The organism is Wolbachia endosymbiont (group A) of Sympetrum striolatum, from assembly GCF_947250715.1.
In the GTDB taxonomy this organism is placed as follows: domain Bacteria; phylum Pseudomonadota; class Alphaproteobacteria; order Rickettsiales; family Anaplasmataceae; genus Wolbachia.
Window position 1 is genome coordinate 1,048,406 of record NZ_OX366342.1, and the last position, 15,801, is coordinate 1,064,206.

A 15,801-nucleotide genomic window follows, 5' to 3' on the forward strand; every position below is an offset into this window, starting at 1 on the left:
AACGTTTTAGAGGATTGTTATAGCGTTATTAGTGATTTGGATAGAGAGATAGCACCTTTATCAAAAACCCATGTAACCTCTTTAAAATCCCGACAAACAGTTATTTCCAAAATGGAAACAACTCAAATAGCGAAGACTTCTGTTGTAAAAAACGTAATTAGCTGCCTTAAAATTATTTTAACTTTTTTTCACATTTTTTGGACGAATTTCTGAGAATTTACGTATATATATTACATGCATATATTTGCTGTCTCTAGATGAAAATTTCCAGTTATGTCAATCCTAACACTCGACCTCGGCAAGCAAACCGGCTGGGCAATTCTTACAGATGGAGTAATCCAAAGTGGCAGTGAGAGTTTTCACTCTAGCCGTTTCAGCGGAGGTGGCATGTGCTTTTTAAGTTTTAGTAATTGGCTTAATTCCTTGAAAGACATTTCTACAGTGTACTTTGAGGAGGTAAGGAGACACCTTGGAACTGATGCTGCGCATTGTTATGGTGGTTTCTTTGCTGTTTTAGCTGCTTGGTGTGAAAAGCATCATATACCTTATCAAGGTGTACCCTGTCAAGACGATAAAACGTTTTATCACCGGTAAAGGCAATGCAAGTGTGGCAAAGTAGTGTTAACGGCAGGGGTTGATGTACAAAAAGATCGTTTAGAGGCAGAAATTGTAGCATGGGGAAGAAATCGAGAAAGTTGGTCAATAGACTACCAAGTATTTGAAGGAGATCCGGGAGGAGAAGAAGTATGGGGAAAACTTTCGGAATTATTAAATCATCATTTTATCGGTGAAAATGGTCTTGAATACATGATAAGCATGATGGCGGTAGATGCTGGGTATGCAACACAAGAGGTATACAACTGGGTAAGAGGTCACCAGGGCTCTGGGAGAGTAATTGGCAGTGAAAGGGGCAAACAAAGCGCTAGTGCCACTTAGCAGCCCAAGTAGAGTTGATGTAACAGTTAGCGGACAAAAGCTAAAGAGAGGAATGAAGCTGTGGCCAGTTGGGGTATCGATATTAAAGTCAGAGCTTTTTCAGCTACTTAATGTTTTAACAGAAGGGGCGCCGGGGTATTGTCATTTTCCAGAGTATACACCTGAGTATTTTAAACAGCTAACCGCAGAGCAACTAATTACCAAGGTAGTAAAAGGATATACCAAACAAGAGTGGCAAAAGATAAGAGACCGAAATGAAGTACTAGATTGCAGAGTTTACGCAAGAGCTGCGTCTATTGCCCTGGGGATTGATAGATGGCCAGAGAGTAAATGGGAGAGTTTAGTAGGTGAAAAAACTAAAAAGCCTAAAAAGGTAAGAAAGAGTAGATGGCTGGGTGAGAAGAATGTACAGCAGTGAATATTTAGCCCAAGTTGAAGAAGCGATAAAGAAGCTGCAAAGCGGGGAAAGGGTTGTCTCAATTGCATATGGTGACCATGTAGTTCGGTACGGGGAAGTTCAAATAAAGGATTTATTGGAGCTCAGGCAACGAATCAAAGCAGAGTTAAAAGTTGCAGGTGTGAAGCCGAAGAGAAAGATTGTTATTGCAACGAATAAAGGGATCATATAATGATAAAAATCGTTGAAAGGAACACTATGACAAAAATTATAGGAAAAGAATATACAGAATTTTTAGAGCAGTTGAAAGAACATATTGCTATTAGTCGTTATAAGGCAGCAAGAACAGTAAATAAAGAACTGCTACTGCTTTATCATTATATTGGAACGCGGATTCTAGAAAAACAAAAGAGTCAGAGTTGGGGATCTAAAGTAATTGAGCAGTTAAGTAGAGACTTAAAGGCTGAATTCCCGGAAATGAAAGGTTTTAGCACGAGAAACTTGAAATATATGCGTCAATTTGCAGTGGAGTATCAAGATATTGAATTTGTGCAACAACTTGTTGCCCAATTGCCGTGGGGACATAATGTATTTCTAATGGACTTAGTTCAGGACAAAGAAGCGAGGCTATTCTACATAAAAGAAGCTATTGAACATGGCTGGTCACGTAACATTATGGTGATGCAGATAGAGCTTGGTCTACATAAACGTCAAGGGAAAGCTATTACTAACTTTGAAGAAAAATTACCATCTCCACAATCCGATCTAGCACATTACACATTAAAAGATCCATATATTTTTGATTTTTTAAGTATAGGTAAGGATGCTCACGAAAGAGAAGTAGAAAAGGGACTTGTAGGGCATATGGAAAAATTTCTGTTAGAACTCGGTGAGGGATTTGCATTTGTTGGTAGACAATTTCATTTAGATGTTGGTAATAAAGACTTTTATATTGATTTATTATTCTATCATTTAAAGTTACGTTGCTTCATAGTAATTGAACTAAAAGATAAAGATTTTAAACCAGAGTATGCAGGTAAAATGAATTTTTATCTTTCCGCAGTTGACGATTTACTGAAGCACTCGACAGATCAACCTTCTATAGGGTTAATCTTATGTAAATCTAAAGACGATGTACTTGCTAAATATACACTCAAAGACATAAATAAACCAATAGGATTAGCGGAATATCGAATAACTGAAAATCTACCAGAAAACATCAAAACAGCTTTGCCAACAATAGAAGAGTTAGAAGCTGAATTATCGAAAGTTTCAGATAAGGAAAAGTAATGCTACTAAAATCATTCAAGCAATTATTCCGCAAACCACCAAAGTCTAAAGGTTCAGCATGGAGGTTCAGGAAGGAGATTATTGCACTTTCAACCAGAGTCAGGAAGTATAAATAGCTTACTTTCCCAAAGCCTTGAACACTTACGCAGTCGGTCTCGTGATATGGTAAGAAAGAACTCCTATGCAGCAAACATAATCGATACGATAGTGAGTAATTGCGTTGGAACAGGAATAAAACCGCAATCAAAAGCTAAAGATGCAGAGTTTCGGAAAAAAGTGCAAGAATTATGGCTGAGATGGACAGATGAACCAACAGGACCAGAGCCTGCGATGATAATGTTTTTCATTTTTACCTCATATGAACCACCTAATGCTAGGCTTACCATAATATGAGATATAATGTAACAGTTTTTTTATTTAGAAATAGACTACTGTGGTGATTGCTGTGCTGCTACAAAACGCTCATATTCTACTTTTGCCATTTTAGTACTGGGTTTAAACGCTTCATATGTAATACGACCAGCTGCAAGTGCTGCTACTGTAACTAAAGCTGCTGCGCCTATTATACGTGGTGCATCTGGTGTAATATTGCCAGTTGTGAAAAGTGTTATTGCTGCTACAGCGCCTAGTAACAGTGTTGAATAACGAACAAAGAGGCCTCCATTGCGTGCTTTTTCAAATTGTGCTAAACACCCATCACCAGACCCAGGTGAAAGCTTACTATTACCCACAAATAAAAACATAGTATTGTATTTACTCAAATAATTTAATTTTATTAACCTGAAAGCTTATTGGATTAAAATTATTAAACTAAGAGTTATAATTTTAGCAACTAAAAGCTGTAAATTGCACCATATAAACAGTTATTTCAAGCAAAAGTTATGCCATTAAGAGCTATGCAACAAACATTTATATTTGTGGGTAATAGTAAGAGGTGAAAGGAGCCATGCACGCCCGTATACATAGCTATATACTGGAGTTTCACTATTTTTATCCTTCACCCAAGGATCTGCACCATTTTGTATGAGAAGCCGTATTATAGATTCACTACCACTAACTGCAGCATAATGTAAAGGAGTACATTCCCAGATATCTTTTGTATGAACATTTGCGCCGTTTTTTATTAGAATCCTTGCTGCTTCTAGCTGATTACTTTCAGCAGCTGCATGTAAAGGAGTATGGCTATGCTTGCCATCAACATCTGCACCACTTTCTATCAGAATTTTTATTATGTTCGTATGGCCATGTTTAGCAGCTACATGCAGTAATGTACCTTGCCAACTAGCAATATTAGTAGTAAATTGGCAGTCTAATGAAAACTTACTTTCTTTCCATACATTATATTCTTCCTTTGCTAATGCTCCTTCAAATCCACTATCTAGTTTGCTTTTCTCTTCTAGTTTTTTCTTTATCTTTTTAACTATATTATTCGAGTTTAAATCTTGATCATTATTTAATACTTCCAGTATTTCATGTAGCGGCTCCATAATCACCCTCTCTCTTTAATTAAATAATACATTATGACTACCCTGTAGAAGAGAGTCAATTAAAAGGCATTTGAGGCAAAACTTTCTACAAATTAAATTATGTAAAAAAATGTTTGCACATTATGTAATTGTTCAATATAAATGGCATTAATTGTCAAGATAAGGTGTTTTATGCAAGCTGCAGAGCAAAAAACAGAACAGCAAATATTATCAAAAGAACTAAGAGAGGATAAAAGGCTACAGTTAACAAATATAACTGAAGAGCAAAAAGCTGCAGCAATAAAGCAACTTGAAACACGAGGGATCATCATCCGCAAGGGAGTGTGGAACGTATGTACAATCCATAGAATATTAAGAAATCAAGCATACAAAGGAGAAGCGGCATTTGGTAAGTCGAAGGTAGGGCCAATAAGAAAAGCAGTGAGGGCAAGATGGAAAGTGCGCAAAAGGAACTATTCTGTTTATCGTACTGATGAGGAGAATTGGATAAAAATAACAATACCAAGGATAATTGAAGAGGAATTATTCGATATAGTACAAAAACAACTTGATGAAAATAGAAAGAGATCAAGAATACAACGAAGTGGAAGAAGGCACCTATTACAAGGACTAATGGTATGTCAGTGTTGCAAATATGCCTACTATGCAGCAAAAAACGCTAAGGGAGGAAGGAGCTACTATCGTTGTACTGGTACAGATGCAAGCCGTTTTGGCGGGACTAGAGTATGTAGCAACAAATCAATACGCATGGAGATACTAGAACCAGTTATATGGGAAGAAATGAAGAAGGTATTGAAAGACACGGATAAAGTTGCAAAAGAACATCAACTTATGCTTTTAGAACATAAAAATAAGCAACCAAATGATGAGATTGAAAAAGAAATAAGCAAATTAGAACAAGGTATCAAAAGACTAAATTATGTCTATGTTCGAGAACGCATAACTCAGGAGGAATATGATCTAGAAGCTGAGGAAATAGAGAAGAAGTTAAAAGCAATGAGAAACCAGAAGGAAGAGGTGGTTGATGAAAAGGAACTACAGAGGGAAATAGATTTTATCATAAGTAGTATAAAAGGTTTTGCCTCTGTGGTTGAATCAGAACTTGGTCAAGCAGATTGGGAGGCTAAGCTTAATATAATTAGAGCATTAGTCAAACGCGTTGAAATTGATCACGATAATATACATATAGTGTTTCGATTTCAAGAACTTGCCCTGGCGGAAATGCAGAAAAAAAATGTTCAACATTATATCAGGAGTCCAGTATTACGTAATTGGCGTCTTATTTTTAATTTTTTGTACTATGCGCACCTTATGTCTTCACAACATTTCTAGCTATATAAGCTGAAACGCGCTTATAAAGCGTTTAAGACAGTATAGAACGCCAATTTGCAGGATTAGAGAGTGACAACTAGCTAACACGGGATTTCTTTTACCTTTTTTTCTGCTTAGTAAATTTCTTAAACATTTAAACTAAGGTGAGTTGCATTTAAAAGCAGCTGAGTCGCGGTTATTAGACGTTTAAAACATAAAAAAACGCCAATGTTTTTAAATAGATATTAACCGGGGTTTCTTTTGCCTTTCTTTTCATTTGGTAAATTTCTTAAATGTTTATGGTTAAAAGAGCCCAAGAGAGGTGTCATCCAAGTAGCTGACACTGGAATCTAGTCTTTATTATGCAGCCACTTATTTAAAGTTAAGTTTTCTGGATCCAAGTAGTCAGGGCACTGGGATGACATCCTGCTTGGCAAAGATTTCTCTTAAATCACCCCTTTTGTATACCTGAACTCACGTGTTCAACTTTATTTTTTTCCATTTCTCTATAGCTTGGTAATGTAGAATTTTTTACATGTAATCCGATATATGTTGCAACCAAAACAGCTATAACACCACAAACCACCGCACCAGCCACAGATGGAACCATCACAGCAGCAGCAATGAATAACCCTGTAACAACAACTCCAACAACATCTTTTGTTAATGAGGTATAAAAATTTTCCTTGCTTTCTTTATATTTAGTTTCTTTTTCATTTGGCACAGAAAATTGAGCATCTACGAAGCCGTTAGCTTTATTATCATTATTTGGTGTGGCAGTTTGGTCAGTCCTTGTTGATACAGGCGTTTTATTTTCGTTATTATGATTTAGCTGGCCATTTGGTGTATTTACAGGTCTACTACCAATGTTCCCATTACTGCTGCAAGGTTTTGCTCCGTTTTTTTCTACATTAGGTGTTTCTGGTACAATAAAGTTTAAAAGCACCTGAGTAATTTCTTTTTGTCTATTATTTATAGCCAACTCTACAGCTGCTCGTCTGCTTTCATCATTTACATAACCTAAAAATACCCCAACTTCTTGGACATTACCTTGAACAATAGCAAGACGCAGAGCGTTAAATTTTTCTTCTTCATTAAATTTGCCACTATTCAAAAGTATCTTTACAACGTCAGCTTGTTTTTTTATTGCGGCATGATCTAATAAAGTATAAGCCGTATCTTGAATACCATTGACTTTAATGTCTGAATTTGTGAGCAATCCAACAACCCTTAGGAATATACTGCGATCGCCGGTAATACTAGGCCCTTCTGAACGAACAGCATAATAAAGCAAAGTCCAACCATCCTGGTTTGTTATTTTTATATCTATTTTCTCTTTTTTAAGCTTCTCACCAAATTCCTGAGCAGTTATACTAGGGTTATTAGTTACAATTTCCTTTATCTTGTTGTATGACGTAGCAAATTGACTACCTCTGGAGTTATTAGAATCTGCTGCATTGCTGCCTGCTCCATTTTCTTCTACATCAGGTTCTCTTTCCTCATTTACCTCTGTAGTTATCTGTTCTTGTTGAGGAATCTTGAACCCATTTCTAAGAAAAAGATCCTTAACGCGTGGGTTGTTATGTTCGGTTGCATGTTTTAGAAGTAAGTCTCCTAATAAATTGTCTCCTTCACACTTATCTTGAAAATTAACTTCTTTCCACTTTGGTTCCTTTTGCAAATCTTTAAGACTAGCAATTCCCTTATCATCATATTTTACAATTGTAGCTATCTTTCGATACAACTCTCTAATATCATCATTACTATATGCCATAACTAAACCTACTACTATATGTTAGTTTATTATAGCAACTTTCCCACAACCAGTCAAGACATATTGCAGTTTCAAGTAGCATGATATATATTGAATATAGTTCTTAAAGCAAATGATGGAAGATTTAGCCTATAAATTAGTTAAAGTGACCGAAGCTGCAGCACTTGCTGCATATAAACTAGCAGGCTTCGGCGATGAAAAAAAGGCTGATCAGGTTGCAGTTGATGCAATGCGTACAGTATTAAATTCAATGGAAATAAATGGTACTATCGTAATTGGTGAAGGTGAGAGAGATTCAGCACCAATGCTGTATATTGGCGAGAAGGTTGGCACTGGAAATGGTCCTGAAATCGACATTGCTGTTGACCCACTTGAGGGCACCACAATCTGCGCTCACCATAAACAAGGGGCAATGTCCGTTCTTGCTGCAACGAAAAAAGGTAATTTTTTACATGCACCTGATGTTTATATGGAAAAGATAGCAGTAGGAAAAAATCTCCCAGAGGGTGTAGTCTCACTAAAAAATAGCATTGAAAAGAATCTAGACAATTTAGCCAAGGCAAAAGGATGTAAAGTAAATGATCTTACAGTAACTATACTTAATCGTGAAAGGCATGATGAATTAATAGTGAAAATCAGGGAGTTAGGAGCAAAAGTTAAACTAATAGATGATGGTGATGTTGCGGCCGTAGTTTCACTAGTAAATGGCAATCACGATATGTATATCGGAATAGGAGGGGCACCAGAAGGGGTGCTTGCGGCTGCAGCGCTGAGTTCAATCGGTGGACAGATGGAGGGAAGATTAATATTTGACACAGATCAGTTAAGAGAAAGAGCAAAAAATTTAAATATTGATGACCCAGAAAAAATCTACACCATAAAAGATATGACAAGAGGTGAATCAGTGTTTATTGCAACTGGAGTAACAAGCGGAGAACTTGTGGATGGAGTTGAATTGAATCATAATACCTATTCAACTAATTCTTTAATAATTCTACCTAACAAGCTGATAAAGGTGCAAGTTATAAGTTAGGTTAATTATTTTTCAATATATGATGTAAGAGTTAAAGGGAGTGTTAAAATGTTAGATTCATTTTCTCAAGAGAAACTAATTGTACAAGAAGTTCCTCAAGGCGGACATAAAAAGAAGGCTGAACCCTTTTCAAAACCTTCTATCTATTGTTTCTTAAACCACTCTGCTGAACGGAGACAGTTTAGGCTGTTATGCCTGGCGGCTTTGTTGGAATAAGTTTTTCAACATTGCTAACAATAAAATTGATTGTATCGTCAGCTACCTTATCGAATTTATCATTTATCTCTTTTCCTATTTTTTCATTTTTAACATATTCGTGTAGAGCTAAAGCAGTTATAGCTGCACATGCTGCAATTAAGCCAGTTTTTGCTATAATGAGCATTGATAATCCTCCTGCAAATATAAATGTTAATCCAATAGCTAGGTTTATAATTTTACTTTGTGTTGTTTGTTGTGCTGCCTGATTCTGATCTACTTTTTCTTTTTCAAGAGCGTTTGATATTGTTTTTGAGAAAATTTTTACCGCGATTGTTGCAATTGCGATCATAGCTAATCCTATGGCTATTTTTGCTAAGAGAAAAAATGATGGGAACACCATCGCAAAGAATAGTAAGCCAGCTCCTACAATTAGTAACTTATTTTTAGGTTGGATTTCATTTGATATAATAAACCTCCATTTCATAACTGCCGGAGTATACCTAATATAAAATACGGAGATAGTCAACATATTTTATGAAAGGGCGCGTTAAAAGTTTTTTTCATGTTGTTCTTCGCCGCCTCGTGGTTAAATTTGGAATTTTAGAAAGAGTTAAGTATTATTTGAAATTCTTGTATACTGTTTTGAATCAGTTAAATAGATAATGAAGTGCAGGACGCAGTTTTAATTTTACAAGATGGCAAGTGCTTTTGGGGAAAATCAGTAGGTAAAAAAGGCAAGTGCATAGGTGAGGTCTGTTTTACCACTGGTATGACCGGTTATCAGCATACTATAACTGATCCTTCTTTTGCTGATCAAATTATAACGTTCACTTTTCCTCATATTGGTAACATTGGAATAAACCATAAAGATAATGAAGGAGAGAAAATTTTTGCAAGTGGTGTGGTTATGCGTGAACTTTCTTCTATGTCCCACCCTTCTTCATATATCAGTTTAAATGATTGGTTAGAGAAAAATAACGTGGTTGGGATATCAGGAATTGATACTAGAGCTTTAACGAGACATTTGAGAAAATATGGATCTCAAAGTGGAATGATATGCCCGTCAAGCGAGACGCATGTGTTGGACAAATTGAAGGAATACAAATCTGTAAATGGGATAGAAATAACCAATAAAGTCAGCTTGCATAGTAATTTTAAAAGTGACCTTAATGCAAAATATAGGGTTGTAATCGTTGATTTTGGCGTAAAAATCAGTATAGTTTCACGCTTAATAGAACTTGGTTGTACAGTTGAATTAATCAGACCAAGCACAGGTTTTGCTCAAAAAGTGTTGAGTATGAATCCAGATGGTATAGTGCTTTCAAATGGTCCTGGTGATCCGCAAGAAATAGGAGAAAGTGTAGTTTCAGAGATAGACATTATTATAAAATCTAAAATACCAATTTTTGGCATATGCATGGGTCATCAATTACTTGCGATTACTTTGGGAGCAAAGACCATCAAGATGGATATTGGTCACCGAGGGAGTAACCATCCAGTTTATGATGTAATTAGTGGAAAAGTTGAGATCACTAGCCAAAACCATGGTTTCGTTGTTGATTCAGCTTCTCTTCCAAGTAATGTTGAAATTACTCACATTTCTCTATTTGATAATAGTGTAGAGGGGATAATGATGAAGGATTACTTAGTCTTTTCTGTGCAATATCATCCAGAAGAAGCGCCAGGTACGCATGATTCGCATTATTTATTTAGACGTTTTATTGGCAATATTGTGTTGTATAAAATGAAATCTGCATGATTTTAATCAGGGTAGGTTTTATTGCTTGATTTTTTAATTTTAGGCGTTTAGTATTAAATACAATAAAAGCTTGAGTTAAGGTACTAAAATAGCGTTCTCTTAACAAATTTTTGTGGAGGAGTGACCGAGTGGTTAAAGGTAACAGACTGTAAATCTGTCCGCATTGCGTACGTAGGTTCGAATCCTACCTCCTCCATTGTGCGGGTATAGCTCAATGGTAGAGCTCTAGCCTTCCAAGCTAGTGACGTGGGTTCGATTCCCACTATCCGCTCTTTTTTTTGTTGTATTTTTATAAAATCAACATATTATTTATTGATGTATTTGTATTTTAGGTAGAAAAGTTTAAATTATGACAGCAGTAGTGGAAGCATTTGGAAAGCCGCATGTAAATGTGGGAACAATAGGACATGTGGATCATGGGAAGACAACGTTAACAGCGGCGATAACAAAGCATTATGGAAATTTTGTAGCGTACGATCAGATAGATAAGGCGCCAGAAGAAAGGAAAAGGGGGATAACGATAGCAACAGCGCATGTTGAGTATCAGACGGAAAAAAGGCATTATGCACACGTTGATTGTCCTGGACATGCTGACTATGTAAAGAACATGATAGTAGGTGCAGCACAGATGGATGCGGCGATATTGGTAGTGTCGGGGGTTGATGGGCCAATGCCACAAACGAGAGAGCATATATTGCTAGCGAAGCAGGTAGGTGTTGGATATATCGTGGTGTATATAAATAAAGCTGATGTTGCTGATGCTGATATGATAGATTTGGTAGAAATGGAAGTGAGGGAATTGCTGAATAAATACGGATTTCCAGGGGATGAAGTGCCTGTGGTAGTGGGGTCTGCATTGAAAGCGCTGGAGGATGACAGTAGCGAATATGGAAAGAAATCAATAGATAAATTGATGGAAAAGTTAGATGAGTATGTGGCAGTTCCACCAAGGCCTGTGGATTTACCATTTTTATTGCCAATCGAGGATGTATTTTCGATATCGGGGCGAGGAACGGTGGTAACAGGAAGGATAGAGAAGGGAGAGATAAAGACGGGAGAAGAGATAGAGATAATAGGTCTGAAAGCGACGCAAAAGACGATATGCACAGGTGTAGAAATGTTTAAGAAGTTGCTGGATAAGGGGAGTGCAGGACTCAATGTAGGAATATTGTTAAGAGGAACAAAAAGAGAAGAAGTGGAGAGAGGGCAAGTATTAGCAAAACCGGGGACGATAACGCCGCATAGAAAGTTTAGGGCGGAGGTTTATATATTAAAGAAAGAGGAAGGAGGAAGGCATACACCATTTTTTGCGAATTACCAGCCACAGTTTTATTTAAGGACAACGGATGTAACCGGGAGCATAAAATTGCTAGATGGGAAGGAGATGGTAATGCCAGGAGATAATGTGAGTGTAGAAGTAGAATTGCAAGTACCGATAGCAATGGATAAGGGATTGCGTTTTGCGATAAGAGAAGGCGGTAGAACTGTTGGTTCTGGTGTTGTTTCTGAAATTTTGGAGTGAGAGTAGTAACTAAGATGAAGCAAGATATATATATTAACATTAAGGCTTTCGATTGTTCTTTATTGGAGGAGTGTGTTCGAAAATTTGTTGATGAATTAAAGCGGTCCAATGCAAAATTATCTGGTCCGATTGCGTTGCCAAGAAAAGATTCTAAATTTATTGTTAATAGATCTCCTCACGTTGATAAAAAATCTCGTGAACAGTTTGAAATGAGAACTTCTAGGCGTTTGATTGTTTTACATGATCTTACTCCTACTATGATGCAGATGCTTACAGGTTTATCTTTTTCTGCTGGCGTAGAAGTGGATTTAAAAGTCAAGGAAGTTAAGGTTTAGGAGAAGGAAATGAAGAGAATAAATTCGCTGAGGAGAATTGGTTTACTAATGATGAATATTGGTCATACTGCTATGTATTCTGACAATAGTCGCATGGCTTTAACTTTATTGCATCTCAGCGAAACTTATATTGTTGATATAAAAGGACAAGATAAATGTGGCTATAATTCAGTCATTTTAGGCACAGGAGATTTTAAAAATATAGCAAAACCTCAGTTGGAATATTTAAAGAAAAAGGGTATAAATAATAAATGTAAGTTATACGAAAGTAGATTAAATGACCTGTCGGGAATAGAATGTGGTAAAAAAGTGGGAATCAATCATTTTGTGGTTGGTCAATATCTTGATATTACGGGTTATTCTATAGGTAAAGGATTTGCTGGTGTGATGAAGCGGCATAACTTCAGTGGGCTTAGGGCATCTCATGGTGTTTCTATTGCTCACAGATCACAAGGTTCCACTGGTCAATGTCAGGATCCTGGTAGAGTATTCAAAGGAAAGAAAATGGCTGGTCATTTAGGTAACAGCAGAATAACTGCACAAAATATGAAGATATTATCCATTGATCATGAAAATAGTATAATTGCTGTGAAGGGTAATAATGTTCCTGGGTTTAAAAATTCCTATGTTTTTGTAAGAGATGCAGTTAAAAAATCTTTACATAAAGATGTTCCTTTTCCGGTAGGTTTACTGTTAGATGTAAATGATGATGCTAGTAATTTGGTAAGTTAGTTATGGAATGTAATTTAGTTAATCTATCTAATAATAATGTAGGTACTGCTCAGCTCAATCCTTTGATATTTTCTGCTAAGCAAAAATTGAGTATTTTGCATGATATAGTGAGATGGCAATTAGCGAAGAGAAGAGCTGGTACTCATAAAACAAAAGGTATCAGTGATGTCTCTGGTACAACAGCTAAACCTTATGGTCAAAAACGTACCGGTAGGGCAAGACAAGGGAGCTTGCGATCTCCTCAATTTAGAGGTGGTGGGATTATTTTCGGCCCTGTTGTGAGGAGTCATACTTATTCTCTTAATAAGAAGGTACGCAAATTTGGTTTAAAAATTGCTTTATCTCTAAAGTATTTAAATAATCAAGTGATTATTCTGGATAATTTAAATATTGATGTGAAGAAAACGTCTGAAATGTGTAAATGTATTAAAAATTTTAAATTTTCTTCCTTTTTGATAGTTGGTGATTATGGAGATGATTTGTTGCGTGCTGTTAGAAACTTGCATTATGTAGACTTAATCAAACCTATTGGGTTAAATGTCTTTGATATATTGAATCACGAATGCGTGATGTTGACAAAGGATACTTTAAAGCATCTTGAAGGTAGATTGTTATGATCAAATATAATAATATAATAAAATCTCCTATAATTACAGAAAAGGCCTCTTTTTTGAGGGAGAAGTTTAATAAATATTCTTTGTATGTTTTTGTAAATGTAAATAAGCGTCAAATAAAGTTGGCAATAGAGTCTCTATTTGATGTTAAAATTTCTTCTATAAATGTTGTTAGAATTAAGCCTAAATATAGGCGTTTCAGGGGTGTGATTGGTTGTGAAAAACAGAAAAAGAAAGTTTATTTTTCTTTGATAGATGGTCAAAAATTAGATATAATGAGCGTTTAATATGGGTATGAAATTTTTTAATCCTGTTACTCCGTCTTCTCGTGGGACTGTGTTAGTAAGTAAAGTTGGTTTATCAAAAGATGAGCCAGAAAAGTCTCTTACATCCGGTAAAAAGTCCAGTGGTGGAAGAAATAATTATGGTAGAATTACAACTCGTCATAGGGGTGGTGGTCACAAAAAGAAGTATAGAGTTATAGATTTTAAGCGTAATAGAAGTGGTCAGGGTATAGTTGAAAAAATAGAGTATGATCCAAATAGAAGTGGGTTTTTAGCGTTAATATCATATAAGGAAGATGATATTAAGTCTTATATATTAGCTCCTCAAGGTATGAAGCCTGGTGATATTGTTACAGCTGGAAATGATGCTGATATTTTGCCAGGTAATTGTTTGCTACTCAAGTATATACCTGTTGGTTCTTTCGTTCATAATGTTGAGCTGAAGCCAGGTAATGGTGCTGCGATTGCTAGAGCTGCTGGTTGTTATGCGCAAATTGTTGGTCGTGATGGCCAATATGTTTTATTACGACTCAGGTCTGGTCAAATTAGGTTGATTTTATCTTCTTGCAAGGCTACTATTGGTGTAGTATCTAACCCTGACCATAAGAATAGAAAGCTGGGTAAAGCTGGAAGAAGTAGGTGGCTTGGAATTAGACCTACTGTGCGTGGGGTTGCAATGAATCCGGTTGACCATCCTCATGGAGGTGGGGAAGGAAAAACCTCTGGTGGTCGTCATCCTGTTACTCCTTGGGGTGTTGCAACAAAAGGAAAGAAAACTCGGAGGAAAAATAAATCTAGTGATAAGTATATAAAACAATTGAAAGGTTAGTTTATGAGTAGATCTGCGTGGAAGCCTCCTTTTTGTCATCCTTCTATATTAAAGTCGGTGAATAATGCTTTAAACAAGGGGTTTGTTAACATGGCTATAAAAGTTCATTCCAGGGCTTCTGTAATTCTTCCTAATTGTTTAGGTTTAAAGTTTGCTGTTTATAATGGTAAGGATTACATTCCTGTTAATGTTAATGATCAGAATATGATAGGTCATAAGTTTGGTGAATTTTCGCCCACTCGTAAATTTACTGGGCATAGTGGTGATAAAAAGGCGACAAGAAGGTAATTGATATGAAAAACAGAGATGTAATAGTTAAAGCTGGTTCTAGGGTTTTAAAATCAACTCCTCGTAAATTGAATTTGGTTGCTGGTTTAGTACGTAATAAAAAAGTTTCTTTTGCCACTGTGCAATTAAGATTTTGTGAAAAGAAAGCTGCGGGTCTTATAAGGAAGGTATTAAATTCTGCGATTGCTAATGCTCAATATAATTATGGATTGGATATCGATAATTTATATATAAAAGAAATTTCAATAGGTAAGTCTCTTACTTTGCGTAGGGTATGTCCAAAAGCTATGGGTAGAGCTAATAGAGTTAGTAAACGTTATAGTAATATAACTGTAAAATTGGGAGAAATTATATGATTCATAAAAATAGAAAATTAATAAGGAAAGTGCAAAAGTATGGGAAACGTTAATCCTAAAGGATTTAGGTTAAAAATAATTAATACTTGGTCATCTGTTTGGTATGCTGAGAAGGGTTATAAACAAGGGTTGCATCAAGATTTATCTATTCGCAGTTATATAAATGAATCTTTTAAGCATGCTGGTGTTTCTAAAGTAATTATAGAGCGTACAATCGATTTGGTGTCTGTAATAATACATTCTTCTAGACCTGGAGTGATAATAGGTAAGAAAGGCTCAGATATTGAGAAGATAAAGCAAAAAATAGCTGAAAAAGTAAAAAATAATGTGGAAGTGAATGTAGTAGGAGTTAAAAGGTCTGAAATAGATGCAGTTTTAATATCAAGCAGCATTGCACAACAGTTAGAAAAAAGGGTTTCATTTAGAAGAGCGATGAAAAAAGCTATTCAAAGTTGTTTGAGGATGGGTGCTAGAGGTATTAAAGTAAGTTGTTCTGGGCGCCTTGGCGGAGCTGAGATAGCTCGTACTGAATGGTATAAAGAAGGTCGTTTGCCTTTACACACTTTACGTGCTAATATAGATTATGCTTTTTGTGAAGCAAAAACTATATATGGTATTATAGGAGTTAAGGTTTGGGTTTATATTGGTAATTAAGG

18 protein-coding genes, 2 tRNA genes and 4 pseudogenes are annotated in these 15,801 nt (G+C 36.0%); 20 read left to right on the top strand and 4 right to left on the bottom strand.

All coding sequences use genetic code 11. From position 1 onward, the window contains the following. Positions 1-273: 273 nt before the first annotated feature. From OOK87_RS05105 to OOK87_RS05125, 5 genes and pseudogenes are all read left to right on the top strand, one after another. Positions 274-607 (top strand): annotated as a pseudogene (locus OOK87_RS05105) (Holliday junction resolvase); the annotation flags it as partial. A gap of 5 nt (positions 608-612) precedes the next feature. Further along, a pseudogene (locus OOK87_RS05110) lies at positions 613-1,354 on the top strand (terminase gpA endonuclease subunit); the annotation flags it as partial. Continuing rightward, positions 1,341-1,565, top strand: a complete 225-nt coding sequence (locus OOK87_RS05115) for a gpW family protein (RefSeq protein WP_253309098.1) — start codon at positions 1,341-1,343, stop codon at positions 1,563-1,565. The pseudogene OOK87_RS05110 and the gene OOK87_RS05115, both read left to right, overlap by 14 nt. 26 nt (positions 1,566-1,591) lie before the next feature. Next, positions 1,592-2,623, top strand: a complete 1,032-nt coding sequence (locus OOK87_RS05120; protein WP_253309097.1) for a PDDEXK nuclease domain-containing protein — start codon at positions 1,592-1,594, stop codon at positions 2,621-2,623. Further along, positions 2,623-2,932 (top strand): annotated as a pseudogene (locus OOK87_RS05125) (phage portal protein); the annotation flags it as partial. The gene OOK87_RS05120 and the pseudogene OOK87_RS05125, both read left to right, overlap by 1 nt. A 119-nt stretch (positions 2,933-3,051) precedes the next feature. Here the strand turns inward: OOK87_RS05125 and OOK87_RS05130 are convergent. Both OOK87_RS05130 and OOK87_RS05135 read right to left on the bottom strand, forming a co-directional pair. After that, on the bottom strand, positions 3,052-3,384 hold the full coding sequence (locus tag OOK87_RS05130) for a hypothetical protein (RefSeq protein WP_253309096.1): 333 nt from the start codon (positions 3,382-3,384) through the stop codon (positions 3,052-3,054). 126 nt (positions 3,385-3,510) lie between these two features. Next, a complete protein-coding gene (locus tag OOK87_RS05135) occupies positions 3,511-4,110 on the bottom strand; it encodes an ankyrin repeat domain-containing protein (protein ID WP_264688273.1) in 600 nt (199 codons plus the stop codon). Positions 4,111-4,359: 249 nt separating this feature from the next. Here OOK87_RS05135 and OOK87_RS07365 point away from each other — a divergent pair. Both OOK87_RS07365 and OOK87_RS05140 read left to right on the top strand, forming a co-directional pair. Continuing rightward, positions 4,360-4,656, top strand: a pseudogene (locus OOK87_RS07365) (recombinase family protein); the annotation flags it as partial. Between the two features lie 27 nt (positions 4,657-4,683). Beyond that, on the top strand, positions 4,684-5,442 hold the full coding sequence (locus OOK87_RS05140; protein ID WP_319803108.1) for a recombinase zinc beta ribbon domain-containing protein: 759 nt from the start codon (positions 4,684-4,686) through the stop codon (positions 5,440-5,442). Between the two features lie 430 nt (positions 5,443-5,872). Here the strand turns inward: OOK87_RS05140 and OOK87_RS05145 are convergent, their stop codons facing one another. Beyond that, on the bottom strand, positions 5,873-7,195 hold the full coding sequence (locus tag OOK87_RS05145; RefSeq protein ID WP_264688274.1) for an ankyrin repeat domain-containing protein: 1,323 nt from the start codon (positions 7,193-7,195) through the stop codon (positions 5,873-5,875). Positions 7,196-7,310: 115 nt separating this feature from the next. Here OOK87_RS05145 and glpX point away from each other — a divergent pair, with 115 nt between their 5' ends. Next, entirely contained in the window at positions 7,311-8,228 is a 918-nt protein-coding gene (gene glpX, locus OOK87_RS05150) for a class II fructose-bisphosphatase (protein WP_253309936.1), read from the top strand. 181 nt (positions 8,229-8,409) lie between these two features. Here the strand turns inward: glpX and OOK87_RS05155 are convergent, their stop codons facing one another. Then, positions 8,410-8,910: a hypothetical protein gene (locus tag OOK87_RS05155; protein WP_253309092.1), complete on the bottom strand. Its 501-nt coding sequence runs from the start codon at positions 8,908-8,910 to the stop codon at positions 8,410-8,412. Positions 8,911-9,093: 183 nt separating this feature from the next. Here OOK87_RS05155 and carA point away from each other — a divergent pair, with 183 nt between their 5' ends. The 12 genes from carA (at position 9,094) to rpsC (ending at position 15,799) form a co-directional block, all read left to right on the top strand. Then, positions 9,094-10,185, top strand: a complete 1,092-nt coding sequence (gene carA / locus OOK87_RS05160) for a glutamine-hydrolyzing carbamoyl-phosphate synthase small subunit (RefSeq protein WP_264688275.1) — start codon at positions 9,094-9,096, stop codon at positions 10,183-10,185. Between the two features lie 114 nt (positions 10,186-10,299). After that, a tRNA-Tyr gene (locus tag OOK87_RS05165) sits at positions 10,300-10,381 on the top strand. Between the two features lie 4 nt (positions 10,382-10,385). After that, positions 10,386-10,456 (top strand) — tRNA-Gly (locus OOK87_RS05170). 78 nt (positions 10,457-10,534) lie between these two features. Then, a complete protein-coding gene (tuf, locus tag OOK87_RS05175) occupies positions 10,535-11,707 on the top strand; it encodes an elongation factor Tu (RefSeq protein ID WP_264329094.1) in 1,173 nt (390 codons plus the stop codon). 14 nt (positions 11,708-11,721) lie between these two features. Then, positions 11,722-12,042, top strand: a complete 321-nt coding sequence (rpsJ, locus tag OOK87_RS05180) for a 30S ribosomal protein S10 (protein ID WP_096616846.1) — start codon at positions 11,722-11,724, stop codon at positions 12,040-12,042. A 9-nt stretch (positions 12,043-12,051) separates the two neighbouring features. Next, on the top strand, positions 12,052-12,774 hold the full coding sequence (rplC, locus tag OOK87_RS05185; RefSeq protein WP_264688276.1) for a 50S ribosomal protein L3: 723 nt from the start codon (positions 12,052-12,054) through the stop codon (positions 12,772-12,774). Between the two features lie 2 nt (positions 12,775-12,776). Then, complete coding sequence (rplD, locus tag OOK87_RS05190; protein WP_064124641.1) at positions 12,777-13,391, top strand: 50S ribosomal protein L4; 615 nt, start codon at positions 12,777-12,779, stop codon at positions 13,389-13,391. After that, complete coding sequence (locus tag OOK87_RS05195) at positions 13,388-13,675, top strand: 50S ribosomal protein L23 (protein ID WP_064124642.1); 288 nt, start codon at positions 13,388-13,390, stop codon at positions 13,673-13,675. Before rplD ends, OOK87_RS05195 begins: the two co-directional genes overlap by 4 nt. Position 13,676: 1 nt before the next feature. Beyond that, entirely contained in the window at positions 13,677-14,501 is an 825-nt protein-coding gene (rplB, locus tag OOK87_RS05200) for a 50S ribosomal protein L2 (RefSeq protein WP_253309089.1), read from the top strand. A gap of 3 nt (positions 14,502-14,504) precedes the next feature. Continuing rightward, a complete protein-coding gene (gene rpsS, locus OOK87_RS05205; protein WP_006279181.1) occupies positions 14,505-14,789 on the top strand; it encodes a 30S ribosomal protein S19 in 285 nt (94 codons plus the stop codon). Between the two features lie 5 nt (positions 14,790-14,794). Then, on the top strand, positions 14,795-15,145 hold the full coding sequence (rplV, locus tag OOK87_RS05210) for a 50S ribosomal protein L22 (protein ID WP_096616838.1): 351 nt from the start codon (positions 14,795-14,797) through the stop codon (positions 15,143-15,145). Between the two features lie 39 nt (positions 15,146-15,184). Then, on the top strand, positions 15,185-15,799 hold the full coding sequence (rpsC, locus tag OOK87_RS05215) for a 30S ribosomal protein S3 (protein ID WP_253309088.1): 615 nt from the start codon (positions 15,185-15,187) through the stop codon (positions 15,797-15,799). Positions 15,800-15,801: the final 2 nt, after the last annotated feature.